Annotated in this window: 25 protein-coding genes; 8 read left to right on the top strand and 17 right to left on the bottom strand. The window is 53.3% G+C overall.

Annotation, left to right across the window (positions count from 1 at the left end; translation table 11 throughout):
• The first annotated feature begins 74 nt into the window (after nt 1-74).
• Nucleotides 75-1,319: a tryptophan permease gene (gene mtr, locus WN16_RS00515; RefSeq protein ID WP_032950309.1), complete on the top strand. Its 1,245-nt coding sequence runs from the start codon at nt 75-77 to the stop codon at nt 1,317-1,319.
• Between the two features lie 87 nt (nt 1,320-1,406).
• Here the strand turns inward: mtr and WN16_RS00510 are convergent, their stop codons facing one another.
• The 3 genes from WN16_RS00510 to WN16_RS00500 form a co-directional block, all read right to left on the bottom strand.
• Nucleotides 1,407-2,414: an LLM class flavin-dependent oxidoreductase gene (locus tag WN16_RS00510; RefSeq protein ID WP_032950308.1), complete on the bottom strand. Its 1,008-nt coding sequence runs from the start codon at nt 2,412-2,414 to the stop codon at nt 1,407-1,409.
• A 78-nt stretch (nt 2,415-2,492) separates the two neighbouring features.
• The gene (locus WN16_RS00505) at nt 2,493-3,389 is read right to left on the bottom strand and encodes a U32 family peptidase (protein WP_044701313.1); all 897 of its coding nucleotides are present in this window, start codon (nt 3,387-3,389) and stop codon (nt 2,493-2,495) included.
• Complete coding sequence (locus WN16_RS00500; protein ID WP_003839981.1) at nt 3,380-4,375, bottom strand: peptidase U32 family protein; 996 nt, start codon at nt 4,373-4,375, stop codon at nt 3,380-3,382. The genes WN16_RS00505 and WN16_RS00500 overlap by 10 nt, the downstream gene beginning before the upstream one ends.
• A 220-nt stretch (nt 4,376-4,595) precedes the next feature.
• On the opposite strand from WN16_RS00500, the gene WN16_RS00495 reads away from it, so the two are divergent.
• Nucleotides 4,596-5,120 carry an SCP2 domain-containing protein gene (locus tag WN16_RS00495; protein WP_003024968.1) on the top strand — a complete coding sequence of 175 codons (525 nt, stop codon included), beginning with the start codon at nt 4,596-4,598 and terminating at the stop codon, nt 5,118-5,120.
• A complete protein-coding gene (locus WN16_RS00490) occupies nt 5,114-5,617 on the top strand; it encodes an N-acetyltransferase (RefSeq protein ID WP_003844854.1) in 504 nt (167 codons plus the stop codon). Before WN16_RS00495 ends, WN16_RS00490 begins: the two co-directional genes overlap by 7 nt.
• On the opposite strand, the gene WN16_RS00485 is transcribed toward WN16_RS00490, so the two are convergent.
• Nucleotides 5,604-5,912, bottom strand: a complete 309-nt coding sequence (locus tag WN16_RS00485; RefSeq protein ID WP_088169154.1) for a GIY-YIG nuclease family protein — start codon at nt 5,910-5,912, stop codon at nt 5,604-5,606. The two genes, WN16_RS00490 and WN16_RS00485, sit on opposite strands and share 14 nt — an antisense overlap.
• Nucleotides 5,913-5,955: 43 nt before the next feature.
• On the opposite strand from WN16_RS00485, the gene WN16_RS00480 reads away from it, so the two are divergent.
• Both WN16_RS00480 and WN16_RS00475 read left to right on the top strand, forming a co-directional pair.
• Complete coding sequence (locus WN16_RS00480) at nt 5,956-6,384, top strand: YhbP family protein (RefSeq protein ID WP_003839984.1); 429 nt, start codon at nt 5,956-5,958, stop codon at nt 6,382-6,384.
• A 37-nt stretch (nt 6,385-6,421) separates the two neighbouring features.
• Nucleotides 6,422-7,057: an NAD(P)H-binding protein gene (locus tag WN16_RS00475; protein ID WP_003024957.1), complete on the top strand. Its 636-nt coding sequence runs from the start codon at nt 6,422-6,424 to the stop codon at nt 7,055-7,057.
• A gap of 93 nt (nt 7,058-7,150) precedes the next feature.
• Here WN16_RS00475 and dolP read toward each other — a convergent pair whose 3' ends face one another.
• From dolP to WN16_RS00455, 4 genes are read right to left on the bottom strand one after another with little or no spacing between them, the layout of a single operon-like run.
• On the bottom strand, nt 7,151-7,726 hold the full coding sequence (dolP, locus tag WN16_RS00470) for a division/outer membrane stress-associated lipid-binding lipoprotein (protein WP_044701311.1): 576 nt from the start codon (nt 7,724-7,726) through the stop codon (nt 7,151-7,153).
• 9 nt (nt 7,727-7,735) lie between these two features.
• Nucleotides 7,736-8,326 (bottom strand): DnaA initiator-associating protein DiaA, encoded by a 591-nt coding sequence (gene diaA / locus WN16_RS00465; RefSeq protein ID WP_003024948.1) that lies wholly within the window; start codon nt 8,324-8,326, stop codon nt 7,736-7,738.
• Nucleotides 8,327-8,360: 34 nt separating this feature from the next.
• Nucleotides 8,361-8,756 (bottom strand): YraN family protein, encoded by a 396-nt coding sequence (locus WN16_RS00460; protein WP_003024946.1) that lies wholly within the window; start codon nt 8,754-8,756, stop codon nt 8,361-8,363.
• Nucleotides 8,714-10,765: a penicillin-binding protein activator gene (locus WN16_RS00455; protein WP_044701309.1), complete on the bottom strand. Its 2,052-nt coding sequence runs from the start codon at nt 10,763-10,765 to the stop codon at nt 8,714-8,716. The genes WN16_RS00460 and WN16_RS00455 overlap by 43 nt, the downstream gene beginning before the upstream one ends.
• A gap of 63 nt (nt 10,766-10,828) precedes the next feature.
• On the opposite strand from WN16_RS00455, the gene rsmI reads away from it, so the two are divergent.
• Entirely contained in the window at nt 10,829-11,692 is an 864-nt protein-coding gene (gene rsmI, locus WN16_RS00450; RefSeq protein WP_003024942.1) for a 16S rRNA (cytidine(1402)-2'-O)-methyltransferase, read from the top strand.
• Between the two features lie 55 nt (nt 11,693-11,747).
• On the opposite strand, the gene kbaY is transcribed toward rsmI, so the two are convergent.
• The 8 genes from kbaY to kbaZ all read right to left on the bottom strand — a co-directional run bounded on the left by kbaY (nt 11,748) and on the right by kbaZ (nt 19,107).
• Nucleotides 11,748-12,629, bottom strand: coding sequence for a tagatose-bisphosphate aldolase subunit KbaY (gene kbaY / locus WN16_RS00445; RefSeq protein WP_003839989.1), 882 nt, complete (start codon nt 12,627-12,629; stop codon nt 11,748-11,750).
• A gap of 12 nt (nt 12,630-12,641) precedes the next feature.
• Complete coding sequence (locus tag WN16_RS00440) at nt 12,642-13,796, bottom strand: AgaS family sugar isomerase (protein ID WP_003839993.1); 1,155 nt, start codon at nt 13,794-13,796, stop codon at nt 12,642-12,644.
• Nucleotides 13,797-14,097: 301 nt separating this feature from the next.
• Nucleotides 14,098-15,231, bottom strand: coding sequence for an N-acetylglucosamine-6-phosphate deacetylase (gene nagA, locus WN16_RS00435; protein ID WP_044701308.1), 1,134 nt, complete (start codon nt 15,229-15,231; stop codon nt 14,098-14,100).
• On the bottom strand, nt 15,228-15,662 hold the full coding sequence (gene agaF / locus WN16_RS00430) for a PTS galactosamine/N-acetylgalactosamine transporter subunit IIA (RefSeq protein WP_003024930.1): 435 nt from the start codon (nt 15,660-15,662) through the stop codon (nt 15,228-15,230). Before agaF ends, nagA begins: the two co-directional genes overlap by 4 nt.
• A 16-nt stretch (nt 15,663-15,678) precedes the next feature.
• Complete coding sequence (gene agaE, locus WN16_RS00425; protein WP_003024929.1) at nt 15,679-16,557, bottom strand: PTS N-acetylgalactosamine transporter subunit IID; 879 nt, start codon at nt 16,555-16,557, stop codon at nt 15,679-15,681.
• Entirely contained in the window at nt 16,547-17,326 is a 780-nt protein-coding gene (agaW, locus tag WN16_RS00420; RefSeq protein ID WP_003839998.1) for a PTS N-acetylgalactosamine transporter subunit IIC, read from the bottom strand. The genes agaE and agaW overlap by 11 nt, the downstream gene beginning before the upstream one ends.
• Before the next feature lie 10 nt (nt 17,327-17,336).
• Nucleotides 17,337-17,810, bottom strand: a complete 474-nt coding sequence (agaV, locus tag WN16_RS00415) for a PTS N-acetylgalactosamine transporter subunit IIB (protein WP_003024925.1) — start codon at nt 17,808-17,810, stop codon at nt 17,337-17,339.
• A 19-nt stretch (nt 17,811-17,829) separates the two neighbouring features.
• Nucleotides 17,830-19,107: a tagatose-bisphosphate aldolase subunit KbaZ gene (gene kbaZ / locus WN16_RS00410; protein ID WP_044701305.1), complete on the bottom strand. Its 1,278-nt coding sequence runs from the start codon at nt 19,105-19,107 to the stop codon at nt 17,830-17,832.
• A 267-nt stretch (nt 19,108-19,374) separates the two neighbouring features.
• Here kbaZ and WN16_RS00405 point away from each other — a divergent pair, with 267 nt between their 5' ends.
• Nucleotides 19,375-20,181, top strand: coding sequence for a DeoR family transcriptional regulator (locus tag WN16_RS00405; protein WP_003024922.1), 807 nt, complete (start codon nt 19,375-19,377; stop codon nt 20,179-20,181).
• Nucleotides 20,182-20,505: 324 nt separating this feature from the next.
• Nucleotides 20,506-21,276: a transcriptional repressor AgaR gene (agaR, locus tag WN16_RS00400; protein ID WP_003024920.1), complete on the top strand. Its 771-nt coding sequence runs from the start codon at nt 20,506-20,508 to the stop codon at nt 21,274-21,276.
• A 37-nt stretch (nt 21,277-21,313) separates the two neighbouring features.
• Here the strand turns inward: agaR and WN16_RS00395 are convergent, their stop codons facing one another.
• Complete coding sequence (locus WN16_RS00395) at nt 21,314-22,234, bottom strand: ROK family protein (RefSeq protein WP_044701304.1); 921 nt, start codon at nt 22,232-22,234, stop codon at nt 21,314-21,316.
• Nucleotides 22,235-22,243 lie beyond the last annotated feature (9 nt).

Genomic DNA, 22,243 nt, shown 5'->3' with positions numbered 1-22,243 from the left:
TTTGTACTCGTGTACTGGTACAGTGCAGCACATTGAGATGTAGTCACAATATAAATGACTGGAGAGATGGCTAAATGGCAACACTAACCACCACCCAAACGTCACCTTCGCTGCTCGGCGGCGTGGTGATTATCGGCGGCACCATTATTGGCGCGGGGATGTTTTCTCTGCCAGTGGTCATGTCCGGGGCGTGGTTTTTCTGGTCAATGGCGGCGCTGATCTTCACCTGGTTCTGCATGCTGCACTCCGGGCTGATGATCCTTGAAGCTAACCTCAATTACCGCATTGGCTCCAGTTTTGACACCATCACGAAAGATCTGCTGGGTAAAGGTTGGAACGTAGTGAACGGCATCTCGATCGCCTTCGTTCTCTATATCCTGACTTACGCCTATATCTCAGCGAGCGGGTCGATTCTGCATCACACCTTCTCCGAGATGTCGCTGAATGTTCCGGCGCGCGCGGCAGGTCTTGGCTTTGCGCTGCTGGTGGCATTTGTGGTGTGGTTAAGCACCAAAGCGGTTAGCCGCATGACGGCGATTGTGCTGGGCGCAAAGGTGATTACCTTTTTCCTGACCTTCGGCAGTCTGCTGGGGCACGTGCAGCCCGCAACACTGTTTAACGTGGCGCAGAGCAACGCTTCGTATACGCCGTATCTGCTGATGACGCTGCCGTTTTGTCTGGCTTCATTCGGCTATCACGGCAACGTCCCGAGCCTGATGAAGTACTACGGCAAAGATCCGAAGACCATCGTTAAGTGTCTGGTGTACGGCACGCTGCTGGCGCTGGTGCTGTACACCGTATGGTTGCTGGGAACAATGGGCAACATTCCGCGTCCAGAGTTTATCGGTATTGCGCAACAGGGCGGTAACATTGATGTGCTGGTACAGGCGCTGAGCGGCGTACTAAACAGCCGCAGTCTGGATCTGCTGCTGGTGGTGTTCTCCAACTTTGCGGTGGCGAGTTCATTCCTCGGCGTTACGCTCGGTCTGTTTGACTATCTGGCGGATCTGTTTGGCTTTGATGACTCGGCAATGGGACGTTTCAAAACGGCATTGCTGACGTTTGTCCCGCCAATTATCGGTGGCCTGCTATGGCCGAACGGTTTCCTGTACGCCATTGGCTATGCAGGACTCGCAGCAACCATCTGGGCTGCCATTGTTCCGGCGCTGCTGGCACGTAAATCCCGCGAGCGTTTCGGTAGCCCGAAATTCCGTGTCTGGGGCGGTAAGCCGATGATTGCGCTGATCCTGGTGTTCGGTATCGGCAACGCGGTCATCCATATTCTGTCGAGCGTGGATCTGTTACCGGTCTATCAGTAAAACCGTTGCCCGGTGGCGCTGCGCTTACCGGGCCTATGGTATCGTGTAGGCCGGATAAGGCGTAGCCGCCATCAGGCACAAACCGCGCTACCCCAACAATTCCTGCTTCACATCCATCGCCAAATCAAACGAATGTAGACGTGCCTGATGATCAAAAATCTGGCCGTTAACCATAATTTCATCGGCCTGGGTTTCACGCAAAATGGCATCAAGACCGTGACGCACTTTTGCCTTATCACCAACCAGCGACATGCTCAGCGCCTGTTGTACGCCGTACTGTTCTGAAGCGGACCACAGCTGATGCATATTCTCTACCGGCGGTGGTAGCTGGCCCGTTTCGCCACGACGCAGTTTCATAAACGCCTGCTGCATCGAGGTGAAAAGAAACTCGGCGTCGCGATTGCTGTCAGCGGCAATGATGTTGATGCACACCATTGCATACGGCTTTGCCAGCCGCGCTGAGGGTTTGAACTGGGTGCGATACAGATGCAGCGCCTGATGCAGCATATCCGGAGCAAAATGCGAGGCGAAGGCAAACGGCAGGCCGAGCTGGGCCGCCAACTGTGCGCTGTACAGGCTGGAGCCTAATAACCAGACCGGGATCTGCTCGCCGTAGCCGGGAACCGGGCGTACATGGGGGTTAGGATCGCGGGCGTCGAACCAGTCCACCAGTTCAGCGACGTCGCGAGGGAAGTTATCGATATCACCGCTCATATGGCGGCGCAGCGCACGCATCGTTGGCTGATCGCTCCCCGGCGCGCGGCCAAGCCCAAGATCGATGCGTCCCGGATACAGCGTATTCAGGGTACCGAACTGCTCGGCGATCACCAGCGGCGAATGGTTGGGCAGCATCACGCCGCCAGACCCGAGATGCAGCGTGGTGGTATTGGCAGCCAGATAGCCAATCAGCACTGAAGTTGCCGCGCTGGCGATACCGACCATGTTGTGATGTTCTGCCAGCCAGTAGCGGTGGTAGCCGCGCTTTTCGGCCAGTCGGGCGAGATCAAGCGAGTGCGTGAAGGCCTCTTTTGCCGAAGACCCTTCAGGGATTGGCGCCAGATCCAGCACCGAGAACGGAATAGTTTTGTCAGTCATAACGGCTCACTTTGTTACCGGTTAATCTTTTAATACTGCATTAAAATTTGATGACCGTTGTTAACAAAGTGAGCTTTTTTACGCCTGCAGCTCCAGACCAGCCAGTCGCTTCCAATAGCCGTTGCAGTCACTGTGGGCGGCAAGCGGTAATGGAGCACTGCCATTTTCATTGGCACGGAAGGCGTCAAGCATGGCGAATGTCTCTGTCCCCAGCGGGGAAAGGCGCACAATATCAACCAGCCCCTGCATGGATGTCAGCTCGTTACCGAGGTTGTAGACATAGCCGCTCATGGTCTGGATCCCGTTGAGCACAAAGACCTGCTGATTCTCCTGCGACAGCACATCGCGTCCGTTCGGGTATTTGATGCAGCAGGTTTCACATTCGTCTTTTGGACGATCTTCAGAGCGTGCGGTAAAGCATCGGGCGGAGTATGCCAGCGGCAGATGCCCATAGCTCAGTACCTCGACTTCAAACTGATTGCGAATACCCAGCTCATCACACTGGTTGAGCAGGTTTACCAGCCAGTCGCGGGATAACTCTACCGGCATACACCAGCGCACCATGCCCTGCTTGAGCAGAATACGCAGCGTGACGGCGTTGTAGCAGTTGAGCGCGTGCCCGGCGACAAACGGCAGCTTACGCTCGGCGCACATATTCACCACGCCGAGATCGCTGGCTTCCAACAGGAAGTCGCCGTTTTCGACATAGCGCTTCAGCTCTCCCAGTTCAGAGGAAGCCTGCACCAGCGCCAGCGTCGACAGCACCACCTGCTTACCGCTACCGGCGAGAGACTTCGCCATATCCAGCCAGTCGCCCACTTTGGTCGCACGGCGTTTGCTGCATACCGCTTCGCCAAGATAGATAACGTCAGCATGACTGGCGGCGGCCTGCTGGTAAAAATCTTCCAGCGTTTCTTTCGACCAGTAGTAGAGCACGGGTCCTAATGAATATTTCATTGCTTTTCTCACTGCCATTTACGGTGATACGCGCCAAGCGTGGTCTGCGTGCCTTCGGACATTGAACCGAGCGTTTCCATCCACGCGGCCTGCGGGACGTAGTTTTGCGGGTCGGCCATACAGCGGTCGATTGCCTGACGCCACACTTTCGCCACCTGGCTAACGTAAGCCGGGCTGCGCTGGCGACCTTCGATTTTCACCGAGGCAATATTGGCAGCCAGCAGTTCCGGCAGCAGTTCGAGCGTGTTGAGGCTGGTGGGTTCTTCCAGCGCATGGTAGCGCTCGCCATCCACCAGGTAGCGCCCTTTACACAGCGTTGGATACCCGGCGTTTTCGCCATCCTGGTAGCGATCAATCAGCACTTCGTTCAGGCGAGATTCCAGACCCTGTGGGGTCTGCTGCCAGCGCACAAAACGGGCAGGGGAGCAGGCACCGACGGTATTAGGAGATTCGCCCGTCAGGTAAGACGAAAGATAGCAACGGCCTTCCGCCATAATGCACAAGCTGCCAAAGGCGAACACTTCCAGGGGAACTGGTGTGACGCGAGCAAGTTGCTTCACCTGATGAATAGACAGCACGCGCGGCAGAACCACGCGGGCGACGTCAAAGTTGCGATGGTAGAAATTAATCGCCTCTTCATTGGTTGCAGATGCCTGAACAGAGACATGGCGCTCAATATGCGGGTAGCGCTCTGCGGCATACTCAAGCATGGCGAGGTCGGCGAGGATCAGCGCGTCTGCACCCAGTTGCGCTGCCATATCAACGGCACGCTGCCAGCGTGCGTAACCATCCGGGTGCGCAAAGGTGTTAATCGCAATGTGCAGCTTACGGCGATGTTGATGAACGAAACTCACCGCTTCCTGCAATTTTTTCTCGGTAAAATTAAGGCCGGCGAAATGACGGGCGTTGGTATCATCTTTCAGCCCGATGTAGACAGCATCAGCGCCGTTCTCGATGGCCGCCTTAAGCGCCGGGAGGTTTCCGGCAGGGCAGAGCAGCTCCATAATTTATCCTGAACGTTGCGCCATGTAGGGCGCAGAAATGTTAACGAAGAGGGATTTTAGTTAACCTTGCTGAGACAATTTTTGATTTGAGGCAGTTAAAGTCGTATTGGTGACACCAATAAAGAGGTAACAATTTCGTAGCGAATTGTTGATTTATGCCGCTATGTCGTTTATTTGATATGGCAAAATAGCAGGACTATTGAAACAGGGAGTAAAGCTCGTGTTGGATAAACTGCGTTCACGCTTAGTACATTTAGGTCCTTCTCTGATGAGTGTACCGGTTAAACTGACGCCCTTTGCGCTGAAGCGCCAGGTTCTGGAGCAGGTCCTGAGCTGGCAGTTTAGTCAGGCGCTGGCCGATGGGGAGCTGGAGTTTCTCGAAGGTCGCTGGCTGAGCATTCATGTGCGTGACATTGACCTCAAATGGTATACCTCTGTTGAGAACGATAAACTTATCGTCAGCCAGAATGCAGATGCGGATGTGAGTTTTAGCGCCGATGCCAGCGATCTCCTGATGATCGTGGCCCGCAAGCAGGATCCGGATACGCTTTTCTTCCAGCGTCGCCTGGTGATTGAAGGTGATACAGAATTAGGGCTATACGTAAAAAATCTGATGGATGCCATCGAACTGGAGCAGATGCCTAAAGCGTTGCGCGTCATGCTGATGCAGTTGGCGGATTTTGTTGAGGCGGGGATGAAAACGTCGCCAGAAACCAAACAGACCTCGGTAGGTGAGCCATGCTGATTCGAGTTGAGATTCCCATTGATGCCCCTGGTATTGATGCGTTGCTGCGCCGTTCATTTGAGAGCGATGCGGAAGCAAAATTAGTCCACGACCTGCGTGAAGATGGTTTCTTAACGTTGGGTTTGGTTGCTACCGATGATGAAGGTCAGGTAGTGGGTTACGTCGCGTTCAGTCCTGTCGATGTTCAGGGTGAAGATCTGCAATGGGTCGGCATGGCGCCGCTCGCGGTGGATGAAAACTACCGGGGGCAAGGCCTGGCGCGTCAACTGGTCTATGAAGGACTCGATTCCCTGAACGAGTTTGGCTACGCCGCGGTGGTTACGCTGGGCGATCCGGCACTGTACAGCCGCTTTGGCTTTGAGCTGGCAGCGCATCATGACCTGCATTGCCGCTGGCCGGGCACCGAAAGCGCGTTCCAGGTTCATCGCCTGGCGGACGATGCGCTGGAGGGCGTGACGGGCCTGGTGGAATACCACGACCACTTCAATCGTTTTTAACATCCGGGGCTTGCAGGCTGCTCAGTAGAGCCTCAAGCCCTTCGCCTTCTACAAGGCGCTCTTTCTGACGCTTTGTGAGCTGTTTGACGCGATACTCTATGCGCAGGGCCAGCGAACGGTCGCCAACTTGCGCCGCAAATGCCAACGTGAGTTCCCCCTTTCCACGTAGCGCCTTCGCGCCTTTCCCACTTTGATGCTGCTTATAGCGGCGCTGCACATCGGTGGTTATTCCGGTGTATAAGGCGTTGTCAGCGGTACGGATCAGGTACAGATACCAGGGTGTCATTGTCACCATCGACGTGATAATTTTCAGGCCTACAGTATAAAAGAGAACAGAAATGGAAACACTGACTGCGGTGTCTCGCTGGCTGGCAAAACAGCACGTCGTGACCTGGTGCGTACACCACGAAGGTGAATTGTGGTGCGCCAATGCGTTTTACCTGTTTGATGCGCAGAAGATGGCATTCTATGTGCTGACCGAAGATAAAACGCGCCATGCGCAGATGTCGGGACCGTGTGCACCGATTGCCGGCACGGTAAATGGTCAGCCCAAAACGGTCGCCCTGATTCGTGGCGTGCAGTTTAAGGGGGAGATTCGCCGTCTTGAAGGGCAGGAGAGTGAAGCCGCGCGTAACGCCTACAACCGCCGTTTCCCCGTCGCCAGAATGTTGCCAGCGCCCGTGTGGGAGATTCGACTGGATGAAGTCAAATTCACGGACAACACGCTGGGCTTCGGTAAAAAGATGCACTGGCTACGTGATCTATAGTTAAAAGAGTGATTGAAGCGTCAGGGGAAAATAAACGATGAGTCAGGTGTTAATAACCGGTGCAACGGGTCTGGTGGGTGGACATTTATTGCGGATGCTACTGAATGAACCCCGGATCAATGCCATTACGGCGCCGACGCGTCGACCGCTGGCTGATACGGTTGGCATCTATAATCCCCACGATCCGCAGCTAACCGATGCTCTGGCGCAGGTTACCGATCCGGTCGATATTGTCTTTTGTTGTCTGGGAACGACCCGACGTGAAGCGGGCAGCAAAGAAGCATTTATCCACGCTGACTATACGCTGGTAGTGGATACAGCTCTGACGGGGCGTCGGCTGGGGGCACAGCATATGCTGGTGGTGAGTTCGATGGGCGCTAATGCCAATTCACCGTTTTTTTATAACCGGGTGAAAGGTGAAATGGAGCAGGCGCTGATTGCGCAGAATTGGCCTCGGCTGACCATTGCCCGGCCTTCAATGCTACTGGGTGATAGGGACAAACAGCGGGCGAATGAGATGTTTTTAGCGCCGTTGTTCAGGCTGCTGCCGGGTAACTGGAAGTCGATTGAAGCGCGTGATGTTGCGCGGGCAATGTTGGCAGAAGCGCTGGCGCCTGGGCATGAAGGGGTTTCGATCCTGACCTCTTCCGAGTTACGCGAAAGGGCTAAATAAAATGCCGGATGGCGCTGACGCTTATCCGACCTACAAACGATAACGTCCTGTAGGCCGGATAAGACGCTCAGGCGTCGCTATCCGGCATCAGTATTACTTAATAAACGTAAAGGCCGTCGTGACGCGTTTCACGCCGCTTACCCGGCTGGCGATGTCTGCCGCCGCCTTCGCTTCGCGTTCGGTCACCAGACCTAACAGGAACACTTCTCCATTCTCGGTCGTGACTTTCACGTTAGTGGATTTCACCTGATCGCTGGTCAGTAACTGGGAACGTACTTTGGTGGTTATCCAGGTATCGTTGGACGCATCGCCCAGACCGATTGGCTGGCCCTGACGGATCTCATTAAAGACCTCAGTCGTACCTTCTACGCCCATCGCAATCTGTTTTGCTCGTGCAGACAGTTCGCTATTTGGCGACTGACCGACCAGCAGCACTTTACCCTGATATGCGCTCACGTTGATTCGCGCTTCTTTCTTGATCTGGGCATCTTTCGACAACGCCGTATTGACGCGTAATTCCAGGGTTCCATCATCTACCTGGGTGCCGACGCTGCGAGGATCCGTCGCGGCTTTGGTGCCGACAGCAGCAGTTCCGACAACGGCAGCAGCGACACAGCCTTGCAGCAGCAGTGCAGCGATAATCACAGCAAGCGGCGAAAATGCCTTCATGTGTACTCCTTAATCATCCTGGTGAGGGAAAAGCGTGTTATCGATGAGATCGCAAAGGCAGTTGACCGTCAGCATGTGCATTTCCTGAACGCGGGCGCTGTGGTGTGAGGGGATACGGATTTCAACATCCTGCGGCCCCAGTAATCCGGCCAGTTCCCCTCCGTCATACCCGGTCAGCGCGACGATTGTCATGTCGCGTGTCACGGCGGCTTCAACGGCTTTTACGATATCGCGGCTATTACCACGCGTAGAGATTGCCAGCAGAACATCTCCTGCATGTCCCAGCGCACGGACTTGTTTTGCATAAACTTCGTCGTGCAGGCGATCGTTGGCAATCGCAGTTAAGACCACATTATCAGTGTTTAGTGCAATCGCAGGTAAACTTGGGCGTTCTGTTTCAAAACGATTGATCATGCTGGCAGCAAAATGCTGTGCGTTGGCAGCGGACGTCCCATTACCACAACAGAGAATTTTGTTGCCATTGAGCAGGGACTGAACCAGCGTCATGGCGGCACGGGAGATCGCATCCGGAAGTGCTTCAGCCGCAGCTATCTGAGTTTGAATGCTTTCTGTAAAGCAGACTTTAATTCTATCTAACACGCTAATCCTTAAGAACCAGGCTCTGAATCTTCAACTATGAGCGGTCGTTGAACGCGTCCTTAAACCACTCAACATCATTTCCGGTGAAGGCTAACACATCGAACCGGCAATCCACAGTATCAAAACTCCCATTGTGGCGCGCAAGCCACAAGCGGGCGGTCTGTAATAATTTGTGTTGTTTGCTCCGGGTCACACTCGCCGCTGCGCCGCCAAACTGGGCCGAGCGCCGATAGCGGACTTCAACAAAGACGGTGGTGCTGCCTTCACGCATTATCAGGTCGATTTCGCCGCCACGTTCACGCACGTTGGCGGCGATAAAATGCAGTCCCTTGCTTTGCAACCAGTCACGCGCGGTGGATTCCCACGCGTCACCGGTCTGTTTACTCGTTAACTGGCGGGGACGACTTGTCCTTGCTGGTATTTGAGCCATGATAACTTCCTGTTAATCACACAATCCGGCGTTGCGGTTAAGGCCCCGGTGTTGCCGTTAATTTCGAAACCCTGTACCTGACGCATTTGCGAGAAGTGGTTGGCAAGTGACCAGGCATCGACGCCCATCGCATACATACGTGCCAGTGAGTAGTCGTTACGAACCGCGCCAAGCGCCTGCTGCATGAGAGGAGTGTTAGCACCTGCAAGCATCGGTATTTCGCTGTACTGCAAGCCTTCCATCTCCAGACGGAAATCCGGGCCAGCAGTTCCCTGCGCGCTACGGGAGCTGGCGTACAGCGTCGCTCCGCTCTGGCTGCCGTTGCGCATAGCGATCATCGGCTTAATAAAGGCAATTTCTTCCGGCGTCGCCAGAATATACACGGCATCAACACGGCCGCTGCCGCCGGTGATCTGCGCATCGGTGGGCGCAGCCGGAATCGTCAGGCCGCCAATCGTCACGCCAGGTTGCGCAGGTACAGAGGAGGCCACCGGGCTGCCCGTCAGGGAAATTCCCGAGCCGCCGTTGACGCCCATTTTCAGCTCGGCGGTGGAGCCAAACTTCTGCTGCAACACTACGCCGCCGCCCAGCTTTTGCCATTCCTGTGCAAAGGCGTTGGCAACGCGATCGCCTAATGAACTCCGAGGGATCAACAACAGCGGCGTCTGTTTTCCTTGATCGCGGATGTGACGCGCGGCGTCGCGCGCTTCATCTTCTGGCGACAAAGCGAAGTAGCAGACGTTCGGCAGGTTTTTCACCGACTCCGGCTGATTAAGTGCCAGCACGTTTAATGGCGTATTGCTTTTCATCAGCTCTTCAACATTGTTCTTCAGCAGTGGGCCAACCACGATGCTGGCGCCATCCTGTTGAACCTGAGTCAGAATTTGGTTCAGAGGCTGTGATGAAGTGTCGTAGATTTTCAGCTCTGCTGATGGATTCGCCGGTGCGCTGGCGGTTGTTGGCTGAGCGGGTGCTGCGGGCTGCGCAGCAGGTGTTTCTGGCTGTGCTGGCGTCTCGTTGGTCAGATCGCTTACTGACGCCTGAGAAGGGCTGGCAACGCCGTCAGTCGTTTGCGGCTGTTCTGTGGTCGTCGCAGATGTTGTATCCACCGCAGGCGCAGCTACAGCAGGGGCCGCTACGGGTTGAGTACCCATATTTTTTGCCGCTTCAAAGCCTTGCTGAATAGTCCGGCCAAATACAGCGGCCTGACCGTTCAGCGGCAGCAGCAGCGCAATTTTGCTGGTGGAGGCGGGCTTAAAGCTCTGGACGTTAACCAACTGCGTTGGCAGTATTTTTGCGCCCGGGTTTTGCGGATAACGTTTCTGCCAGTCCGCAATACCGGCTTTCATCATGTCTGGATCGTTACGGTTATCGAACCAGACGCGCTGGAGATCCAACCAGCCTTGCAGCACGTTTTCATCCGCATTGATGACCAGTGCCTGTGCTTGCTCCTGGGTCATGGATGACAGCGCCTGCCAGGTGGCATCGATGTTTTTCTGCTTAGCATTCGCGGCCAGCAGCGGTTCCTGGGAGATCAGGGCGCGCAGTAGTGTCAACGATGGACGACCCTGGTTGACGTCGATTTGCGCCTGCCAGTATCTGGCCTGCTGGTTTTGATCGAAATCGGCAGGAGTGAGTTTATCCAGCAGGGCCTGAGCGCCAGCGATATCTTTCTGTGCGAGCTTGATCTCGACGGCCAGCAGAGACTGCTCACGACGCTGAGTGTCGTTTAGTTTCTGCGGCAGCTGGTTGAACAGCTCGCTAGCCTGCTGGCTCTTGCCTTCTTTCAGCAGTGCACGAATGGCGAGTAATTGCCAGTTGGTCTTGCTATCATCTGAGCTTTGCTGCATTTGTTGCAGATAAAAGCCGGAATCAGCCTGCGCAGTGCCCTGCATATGGGCTGCACTCTGGTCTGGCGCCTGGGTGCCACAGCCTGCGAAAATCAGTGCTGCCAGAATGACTGGTAGCGCGCGCGCGGCTTTCAAACGAGAAAATGTTGAGGGTACCATACTGTATCCAGTGATATTTTTTTACTCAATGCTCAATATTAAATCGGCAATACGGACGACACAATGAAACAACACGAATCGGCGGATAATTCTCAAGGCCAACTCTTTATTGTACCTACTCCTATAGGAAATTTGGCTGATATTACCCAACGAGCGCTCGAAGTTTTACAAGCCGTTGATTTGATTGCCGCTGAAGACACTCGTCATACAGGATTATTGTTACAACATTTCGCGATTAACGCCCGTTTGTTCGCGTTACACGATCACAATGAGCAACAAAAAGCGGAAACGCTGGTGGCGAAGCTCAAAGAAGGGCAAAACATTGCGCTGGTTTCCGATGCCGGAACGCCGTTGATTAACGATCCTGGCTACCATCTGGTGCGCACCTGTCGCGAAGCGGGGATCCGCGTTGTTCCTCTGCCGGGCCCTTGCGCGGCGATTGCTGCCCTAAGCGCTGCTGGTTTGCCTTCAGACCGCTTTTGCTATGAAGGTTTTCTGCCTGCCAAATCGAAAGGGCGTCGTGATGCGATGAAAGCCATTGAGGCAGAGCCGCGTACGCTTATTTTTTATGAATCTACCCACCGCTTGCTGGATAGCCTGGAAGACATGGTTGCCGTCTGGGGCGAATCCCGTTACGTGGTGCTGGCGCGCGAGCTGACCAAAACCTGGGAAACCATTCACGGCGCACCGGTCGGCGAACTGCTTGCGTGGGTCAAGGAAGATGAAAACCGTCGTAAAGGTGAAATGGTGCTGATTGTCGAAGGGCATAAAGCGCAGGAAGACGATCTCCCTGCCGATGCGCTGCGTACGTTGGCTTTATTACAGGCAGAACTGCCGCTGAAAAAGGCCGCCGCGCTGGCCGCTGAAATCCACGGCGTGAAAAAGAATGCACTGTATAAGCACGCACTGGAACAGCAGGGAGAGTAAGCCCGATTGTTGATGGCCAAACCGACAAGGGTATGGCCATAAGCTAACACAGAGCTTAAGACTGAGCGGCAGTTTCACTGATTAATAAGCGGTTTGCTGACCCGCATACAGTGATTTTACTTCGCACGACTTCTTTCATCGCATCCATACCGACCCGCATGTAATAGCGAGGATCGTTGCCCTGCGGATTTTCCGCAAACCACGCTTTGACCGCATCGGCAAAAGCGATTTTCAGTTCAGTAGCGACGTTAACTTTGCACACGCCAAGCTCGATCGTGCGGCGGACGTATTCGTCAGGAACATCGCTTGCGCCATGTAGTACCAGCGGAATATCCACCACTTCACGAATTTCACCCAGCCGTTGGAAATCGATTTTGGGCGTTTTGGTATATAAACCGTGTGCTGTGCCGATGGCAACAGCAAGGCTATCTACGCCAGTACGCTCAACAAACCGTTTAGCTTCTTGGGGATCGGTGAGGAAGGCGCTTTCTGCATCCACGCTCATATCATCTTCTACGCCACCGAGGCGACCCAGCTCAGCTTCCACGCTGCAATCTTTGGCATGGCAAAAATCCACAACGGATTTCACCAGCTTCACGTTTTCTTCAAATGGAAAGTGGCTGCCGTCAATCATTGCGCTGCGCACTCCTGCATTCACTTTACGACGGATATCGTCCAGCGACTCATGGTGATCGAGGTGCAGCGCCAGCGGTATACCGTAGCTGGTGGAATAAGCGCTGCACAGCGCGTAGATCTCTTCCAGCGCGATATGCTTAAAGGTGCCTGGTGTTCCGGCAAGGATCACTGGCGATTGCATTTCATAGCACACCTCAAGGATCGCCTGGATCGTCTCGGCGTTATGAATGTTAAAGGCGGGTACGGCATAGCCCTTTTTTTGGGCATCCAGCAGGAGGTATTTCGTGGAAATAATGCTCATAAAACGATCCTTTTAGGCGTTCCAGGGATGAATAACAACGCCCTGTACAACGCGGTTCACAGTGCCGCTGGCAGAAGGCGTATCCGGTGTATTGCCGATATTGATGGATTGCGTCAAAGCAAAGACCTGGGCGTAGATCAGGAAGCAGAATGCCAATTCCATATCGATGAAAGAGCGTGCTGGTGGCAGCAGAATATGTGGGCCAGCTTCAATCGCCTCATGGGTTTGTGCTGCAATCGCGACAACCCGCAATGCCTGCCGATCGCGGCGTAACTCTGCCAGCAGATCGAGATCGTATTGACGTGTATAGGGATGGCTGGAAACAAAGACCACTACCAGCGTTTCATTATCAACCAGCGACTTTGGACCGTGACGAAAGCCTGTAGGGGAGTCATAGAATGCGGCCAGTTTGCCTGCTGTCAGTTCCAGGACTTTCAGTGCCGATTCCCGCGCAGCTCCCTGTAATCCACCGCTACCGAGGTAAACGATCCGTTTCCAGGGTTCATTGCCAAATACGCCGTCGCTGAAATCACCCAGTGAAGTCAGAATCGCCTGGCACCGATCGGCCACGTCGCGGAAGGTCTGACTGTTGATTTTTTCCGGGGCGAATACTGCCAGGCAGCTGGCCATCATGGTGGTAATGCTGCTGGTCATGGCGAAACCACGGTCATGTGTCTCTGCGGGCATCAACAGAGCAAAGGCATTGTCGCTTGCGACTGCGTTTTGATAGAGGCTACCTGCTTCGTTGCAGGTGATTGGCAGGTGATAGCACTCAGGTACAAACTGATTAGCCAGTTCCACTGCCGCAACACTTTCAGGGCTGTTTCCTGAGCGAGCGAAAGAAATGAGCAGCAGCGGATGTGCGGGATTCAGGTAATCCATCGGATTAGTGACCAGATCGGTGGTTGGCACAGCGCTGATGTTTTTACCGGTATAGCTTGCCAGCCAGGGGGCGATGATGTCGCCAATGAATGCTGATGTTCCGGCCCCAGTCAGTATGATCCGCAGATCGTTTTTGCGCAGTAATGGTGCGAGAAAGCTGTCAATGGCAGAGCGAATGTTGTCGATATTCGTAAGGGAACGGATCCAACTGGCAGGTTGTTGACGGATCTCTTCTTCGGTCCAGGTGCCCGTTACCGCGGTAACAGGGGTATAGGTTTCTGGCATAACTTAAGTCCTTAGTCTTGTAAATTCCACATAAGACGCTGGCGAGAATGTCGCTATCTTTCGTTTCGTTTCACTTGTTCATCTTGTCGATTGATTAAAATCTATAGGAAAGAAATCGAAAGAGCAATGATCCAAAATGAAATAAAACGAAATTTGTGATCGTGAGAACGAAAGTGGCGATTATCTTATTGATCTATAAGAAGTACGCTTGTTGAATGATGGTTAGGTATTTACTCAAGCGAAAGGAAAAGAAAGGCCTTGCGATCGAAGATCGCAGGCCAACACGAGACAAAATGAAAGGTCAAAGGGGGAGAGCCTGACCCTGAATCCAGATCTGTTGTAAATGCAGCCCGCTATTAAGCGCGATCGCGTCGGCACGTTTTCCCACTGCTAACGATCCCAGGTGGCGATCGATACCCAACAGACGTGCGGGGTGGAGAGAGGCCATATGAATTGCCTCTTCTGCCGTTATCCCGGTGAGCTCGACCATATTACGTACGGCGGCATCAACCGAGAGCGTGCTACCAGCCAGACCACCGGAAGCGGTACGCACAATACCACTGTGCATTTCCACTTCCTCACCGCAGAGCGTATATCGCCCGTCTGGCATTCCTGCAGCCTGCATGGCATCGGTGATCAGCACCAGCCTGTCTTTGGCGCAACAGCAGCAGAGCTTCATGGCCGCTGGGTGGACATGGTGTCCGTCAGCGATAAGTTCCAGCCAGGCGCGAGGGTCGGTTAACCCTGCGCCAACCATTCCTGGCTCCCGATGATGTAAGCCGGTCATACCGTTATAGCAGTGCACCAGTCCGTCAGCACCGGCGTCAAAGGCCGCGTGGGTTTGTTCCCAGGTAGCAGCGCTGTGTCCCAGCATCACCCGTACGTTGCGCTGCTTCAGATGTTCGATGGCCTGTAATGCACCGGGTTTTTCTGGTGCCAGCGCAACGACGCGCAATGTTTGCTGGGAAATCGCAATCAGTTCATCCAGTTCACTGAGTTCCAGTTCCCTGAAAAGCTCAGGCGGGTGCGCCCCTTTGTTCTGCGGCGTAAAGTACGGGCCTTCAAGATAACTGCCCAGCACCTGTGCGCCGGGTCCTCCGGAATGGTAACGATGGGCGATACGCTCAAGCGCCTTGCGAATATCTGGTAGTGGAGCGGTGACGGTAGTGGGTAGCCAGTTGGCTACCCCTTCACGTGCTTTGTGCATCGCCAGTTTGTCGAGCGTATCTGGTGCTTCATCCATCACATCGACGCCCGCACCGCCGTGCACGTGGATATCAATGTAAGCCGGACAAAGCAGGTCTGCATCGTGGACCATAACGCCAGAGGGGATTGGCTCTATTTCTGCAATGATGCCGTCTTCAATGTGTATTTGATGATCGTCCAGCCAGCCCCGTTCGGTCAGTAGACGTCTGGCGCGAAGTAGCTGTCTCATATCCCTTCCTCAACGGGCTTTTCCTCACGACAGCGTCCCAGTTCGTCCACCAGGCTAGTTAAACCACGATGCCCGCACTCCAGCGCCTGCAAGCGAAATGCTTCGCTGGTCAGGCCATCGCGCTCCAGCACCATTTCCAGCAGTAGTTGCAGATTAGTGCCAGTGATCACCTCGGTGCCTTGCCTTTGCATGGCCAGGGTGGAAGCGACGCGAAATGGTGTCCCGCCTAACAGGTCTGTCAGAAACACGATGTCTTGCTGCGCATCCAGTTCACTCACCGCCTGTTCAAGCTGCGATGTGAGTAAGGCGGTGGTTGAGGTTTCCGGAAAGTCGATGGCGATGAACTGTGATTGTTCACCCAGAATCTGTTTCATCGCTTTTTCCATTCCGCTGGCAAACCCGCCATGACCCGTCAAAATAATACCTAACATCTACAACCCCTTATGTTTACAGGAAGTGACAGAACTTACCTACGACGCCGAGCACCACGGTAATGGCGATAAGGCGCAGAGGACTCCAGCCACGGCGGACCAGCCAGAACATGGTTAATGTGTAGACCAGCGGTAAAAAAGCAGGCATCAGCTTGTCTATCACATCTGTTTGCAGTTTCACCACTGCATCGCCAGCAGTGATTTCCAGCGTAGTGCTCAGGCGAACATAGGTCGCTACCAGCGCGCCGATCACCGTCATCCCAACGATGGATGCCGCATGTCCAACCTTTTTGGTGTTAGCTTTAATAAGCGGGATGGCAGCAACGCCCATTCGATAAGCATAGTGTGCCAGCCCAAAGCGCAGACCAAGATGAACCACGTTGAACATAACAATAAAGACAACAGCGCCAAGAATAGAGCCTTGCAGCGCCAGGCTGGCCCCGATACCGCCGCAAATAGGCAGTAACGTTAACCAGAACATGGCATCACCGATACCGCCAAGTGGCGCACCCACGGCAATCTTGGTGCTTTGAATACTGTTCACATCCTGCTTGGAGCGTTCCATCGCCAGGATAATCCCGATAACAAACGTGACCAGGAATGGGTGCGTGTTGAAGAAGCCCATATGGCCTTTCATCGAACGCGCCAGATCGCGCTTATTGGTGTGGATCTTTTTCAGAGCAGGTAACAGGCCGTACAGCCATCCTGATGCCTGCATACGTTCGTAGTTAAAAGAGGCCTGCAACAGCATTGAACGCCAGGCAACACGGTTGATATCTTTTTTCGTCAGCTCGGCACCGATATTCTGGTCTTCGTAGACGTTTTCATTGGTGCCGGACAGCAGCGTTTCTTCGGTTTCGGAAACGTTCGGCAGAGCCGTTTGATTAGATGCCATCTTCGAATTCCTCTTTTTGTGCTGCGGGAGCTGTAGGTTCAGGTGATTTACGCAGAAAATCGATCAGCGCCATTGCCAGTGCTGCGGCGGCGATTGCCAGCACAGGGAGTTTGAGCCAGGCTGCGGCGACAAAACCCAGGATGAAGTAGGGGATATAGACGTTTTTCATCATGATTTTCAGCAGTACGGCGAAGCCGATAGCTGGCATGATGCCGCCTGCCACGCCGAGGCCGTCAATCAGACGCGTCGGCAGAACATCTATCGCGGTTTTGGCATGTTCCGCGCCAAAGTAAATTGGCAGGAACGCGCATAAAAAGTAGAAGGTCCCCAGCGCGAGCAACGCCAGATAGTTGACCCGCTCAATCCCGGCTGTATCGGCATTCGCTGCCATGCGATCGCAGCGAGCCATCACCCCGGACATCACAGAGAACAGGAAGGTAATCCCCATCTGTACTGCTACGGCGAACGGTACCGCCACACCTACGGCAACTTCAGGTTTCACTCCGGTCGTTATGGCAAACGTGGTTCCCACGATAGTGCCGATAATCACGTTTGGCGGCTGAGCTCCTGCCAGTGGGGCCAGACCCATCCACACCAGTTCCAGCGTACCACCTGTTAAAATACCGGTATGCAGATCGCCCAGAATCAGGCCGACCAGCGGCCCGAGAACAACCGGGCGGTGCATGTGCGTTAACCCGTTGAACATATCCAGGCCTGCAATAAAGGCGAGAATACCCAACGCAAAAGCCTGCAACAGACTGATTTCCATTGTGAATCCCTCAGAGAAGTTTATAGAGGTCCTGGGCGGGTTCTGTTGGAACGCCCTGAACGAAGCATTCCACTCCAGCGGCTTTGAGCCCGTTGAACGCCGTAATATCGGCAGCGTCTACAGAAACCGTTTTGGCGATTTGTTGTTTGCCGTTGGCGTAGTGCATATTGCCAACGTTGATACGGTTAACAGGAACACCGCCTTCGACCAGACGGAAGAAATCCGCAGGCGATTTGCAGACCAGCAGAATTTTCTGGCGATCGGCGGCACGGTGAATATTGTCGATCACCTTTTGTAGTGACCAGAAACGTACGGCGATCCCTTCTGCAAGTACCATTTCCATCAGGTTTTGCTGCACTGGATCTTCAGCCACCTCATCATTAGCGACCAGCACCAGGTTTGCCCCCGCAAACCCGACCCATTGCACACCGACCTGACCGTGAATCAGACGTTCATCAATGCGACTTAATACAATGTTTGGCATGGTATTTTTCTCTTTTTTGTTATGCGTTACGAGCTGGAGCACCCAAGCAGGCGCAGTGATATTGCTGCAGTATGTCCTGAATATGGTTAATGATGAGTTCTCGCGGCGTGGCGCTGAGATCTCCCTCGCGCACTTTTACGTACTGCAAGGGTAAATACTGGCTAATCAGCGGCAGTGGAATGGGGTCATCCGCCAGGTTACGTACCAGACGTTCGAATGCTTCATCAATCTGGCTGTCCGGCCAGTAGTAACGAACCCGATCGGAGTAGCTGTATCCGCGAGCCAGACGGCGTGCGTTGCCATCACCGTGATAGTGGCTCTGCCAGTACTCTGGGCGATCAAGCATCACGCTTTCCAGCACATGTCGTAGGCCTGAACAAGCTTTTGCAGGCAGTAATTCTTCTTCAATGGCGGCTAATGAAAACAGCGCTTCGCGCAGAGCGAAGGTCAGCGCAGGTCCCACTTTCAGGATAGCGAAGTGATCTATCACCAGTTGGCGCAAGGACTGTGGCGTTTGGTAATCGGTAGAATGCGCTTCAAACACGAGTGTGTCGTAGTCTTCCACCATTTTGCTGAGTGCCACAGCTTTCTGTGGTTGATAATCAATGATGTGTGTGTGGTCGAATTCAACGCCAGGTTGCACCACCAGGGCGATAATACGCGGCCAGATACCTTCCAGACCGTGCTTTTCAAAGGCGTGATAGTGAGCCTGAAGCGTTGCGCGTGCGGCATCGGGCGTTGTTACCGCCAGGTCGGTTAACGTTTCGTGAGCGCCACCTGGAACCGGCACTTCTGTGCCAATCACATAGACCAGGTCAGACTCGCCAAAATGTGCCATACAGGTTTCTTCGGCGACTTTTGCCAGACGTGCGGTGCGCTCAGCGACAATTTCATCCGTCAGTGGAACCGGGTCGTTAGCACAAGACATGCTGCAATCGAGGTGGATTTTTTTAAAGCCTGCGGCGACATAGCTCTTGATCAGATCGTCTGCATTGGCCATTGCCTGTTCCGCAGGCAGATTTTGCCAACGGTTTGGCCCGAGATGGTCTCCGCCGAGAATCAGCATATCCTGAGAAAAATCAAGCGAGTCGGCTAAACGGCAGACAAAACTGCGAAAATCGGCTGGTGTCATACCCGTATAGCCGCCAAACTGGTCAACCTGATTAGAGGTTGCTTCGATCAACAGCGGTGTATGGTATGCATGGGCGTAGCGTATTGCGGCTTCCAATACGATTGGATGCGCGGAACAAACGGCATAAATCCCGTTTGCCTTCCCCCGTTTATGCTGCTCGACCATTTTAGTTAGATGTTTCACTTTCCTCTCCAGGTCAGATTACTGCGACATCAATCTTTCGTTTTGTTTCATTTAATACTGCATCATGGTGTTATAAAAATAAAACGAAAGATAATAGTTTTCCGATCTGTTTCACAAAAGAAACACAATGAAAGGTTTCAGCGTAAGTTCGTCCGGCTCTTCCCTGCTTGCGGGGCTTGCATTCGCGCAAAAGAAAGGCGTTAATAGACAAAACGAAATAAAACGAAAGGTTTAACTAAAGGATTTCTTATGAGTAACACCGAGTCCTCTGCAGACAAGCGCGTTATTGGCACCAGCGAAAGACGTGAGCAGATCATCCAGCGGTTACGGCAGCAGGGAAGCGTTCAGGTTAACGATCTTTCCTTATTTTTTGGCGTCTCCACGGTCACTATTCGCAACGACCTCGCCTTTCTGGAAAAGCAGGGGATTGCTGTACGTGCCTATGGCGGAGCGCTAATATGCGAGAGCAATGCGCCTGTTGTGGAGCCTTCTGTAGAAGATAAGAGTTCACTTAATACGGCAGTAAAACGCAGTATTGCCAGAGCCGCCGCAGAGTTAATTCAACCGGGACACCGCGTGATTCTTGACTCCGGCACCACGACCTATGAAATTGCCCGCCTAATGCGCCAGCATACCAATGTCATTGCTATGACCAACGGCATGAATGTCGCCAATGCGCTACTGGAAGCCGAAGGGGTTGAGCTGCTGATGACCGGCGGTCATTTGCGTCGTCAGTCACAATCGTTTTATGGCGATCAGGCTGAGCAGTCGCTACAAAATTATCACTTCGACATGCTGTTTCTTGGCGTTGATGCTATCGATTTAGAGCGTGGTGTTAGCACGCACAACGAAGATGAGGCGCGTCTCAACCGCCGGATGTGTGAAGTGGCTGAACGTATCATTGTCGTTACCGACTCGACGAAGTTTAACCGCTCCAGCCTGCATAAGATTATTGATACCCAGAGGATCCACACCATCATTGTTGATGAAGGCATCCCAGAGGAGAGCTTGCAGGAACTACGCCGCAGCGGTGTTGAAGTGATCATTGTTGAGTAGTCCCGCTCTAAAATTCAAAAATGTGATCCCTTTCAATTAAACAAAAACAAACCATAAGCGAGCTTTTTTAGTAGCTCGCTTTCGTTTTTTTGCATGCTTCCCGTCTCTTTCTCGCATCTTACTCGCTTTTAACCTTTTCATTTTTTCGGTTTTCTTCGTTTCGATTTGCTAAAACGAAAGAAAATAGTCAATTTTTGTTAAATTCAACGCTGGGCCAGTGCGCACAAATTCACCTTATTGCTTCTGATGTAATATATTCAAAAGAAAACGAAAGTGCTAAAGCGCTAAAACAAAACAACATGAATATTTGATGGAGCAATAGAAATGCTGGATAACTTAAGACGTCGCGAGCAAATAATTGATCTGCTATGCGATCAGGGTAGCGTTCGTGTCGAGCCACTGAGCGTCCATTTTGGTGTGTCATCGGTTACGATCCGCAACGACTTACGTTATCTGGAACAGAAGGGATGTGTCATGCGCTCCTACGGCGGGGCGGTTCTCAATCAGCACTTTGCCCTTGACCGGCCTTTGCAGGATAAGGACCGACTGAATCGCGATGTGAAAACGCGTATTGCCGAAAAAGCGGCCAGCTTTGTGAAAGATGGTGACACGTTAATCCTCGATTCCGGTTCGACCACCACGCTCATTCCTCCCATGTTAAAAAATCGCCGCGATCTGGTGGTGATGACCAATGCGCTCAACATTGCATGGGAACTGGCGAATTTTGAGCGCGTAGACGTCATGATTCTGGGAGGGAATGTCAGGCAAAGCGTCTATTCATTGTATGGCCCTTCAGCAGAACACCAGCTTAGACAATACCGGTTTGATAAGCTTTTCTTAGGCGTTGACGGATTCTGCCTGGAAGCGGGAATTACCACGCCACATCCGGGAGAAGCACATCTGAATCAGGTAATGTGTGAAGTTGCGCAGGAGGTCACGGTAGTCGCTGACTCCAGCAAGTTTGGCCGCAAAAGTTTCTGTATGATTAGCGAAATCAGCGGGATTGACCGGGTGATTACCGACAGCGGGATCCCAGAAAATTACCACCGGACGTTAATCCAGCTTGGGGTGGATGTGGTGATTGCGGATGAATAACTGAAACTGCTGGCGAGTTTCCCCCGCCAGCAGTTTTTTAGTGGGTCTGCGTACCCTGTTCAACCAGCAGCAATGCGGCACCGCGAACCCCGCTGGATGAGCCATGGATGGCCGGGAATACGCGGGCAGGTTCTAATCCCGGGAACAAATAACGTGACATGGCCTGCGGCAGCAACGTATAAATTTCTTCGATGTTGGAAACCCCACCGCCGAGAACAAAAGCATCGACATCCAGAATCAACTGCAATTGCGCCAGCGTACAACCCAACATATCAATCCATGCTTCTATGGTAGTAACGGCGCTGGCATTGCCATGACGATAATGCTCCAGCAGGGTCTCCATTTTGAGTTGTTCTCCGCTGAAGTGTTTGTGGAGCCACAGTAAACCGGGGCCGGATTGATAGCGTTCCAGACACCCTTGTAAGCCACAACCGCACTTCAGTTCCGGTAAATGATAACGACGCATAAACGTTGCCGGAAGCGGTAAATGGCCAAACTCACTGGCCATTCGGTTGCGACCCCTATACAGCTGACCGTCAATGACTAACCCTCCACCCATGCCGGTGCCAATAATGGCACCAAAAATTCTGGAGAACTGGCGAGCCTGCTGGGTATGGGCTTCCGAGAGCGCAAAGCAGCAGCAGTCATTGTCCAGCTCAACCGAACGATTGAGGCGGTGGGCCAGATCGTTCATCACCAGGCGTCCAGTAAGGCAAGGCACGTTAGATGACAGTAATTTTCCGGTATGTCTGTCCATAAGACCGGGCATGCCGATGCCAATTTTTCCTTGCGTTCCAGTCGCCCAGTCGGCGGTATCAATAAGTGAAGTAAAGGTCGAAAGAAAGAGTTCATAATCCTGGACTGGCGTGGCGACGCGCTTGCGCCAGCAAACCTGCATTTCCTTATCAAAAGCGACAATTTCAGTTTTGGTTCCACCAATATCAACACCGTAAAACATGCCTCATCT

Source organism: Citrobacter sp. ABFQG (assembly GCF_004322975.1).
Taxonomy (GTDB): Bacteria; Pseudomonadota; Gammaproteobacteria; order Enterobacterales; family Enterobacteriaceae; genus Citrobacter; species Citrobacter freundii.
Note: the sequence above shows the minus strand (reverse complement) of the source record. Positions and strands in the feature narration are given on the sequence as shown.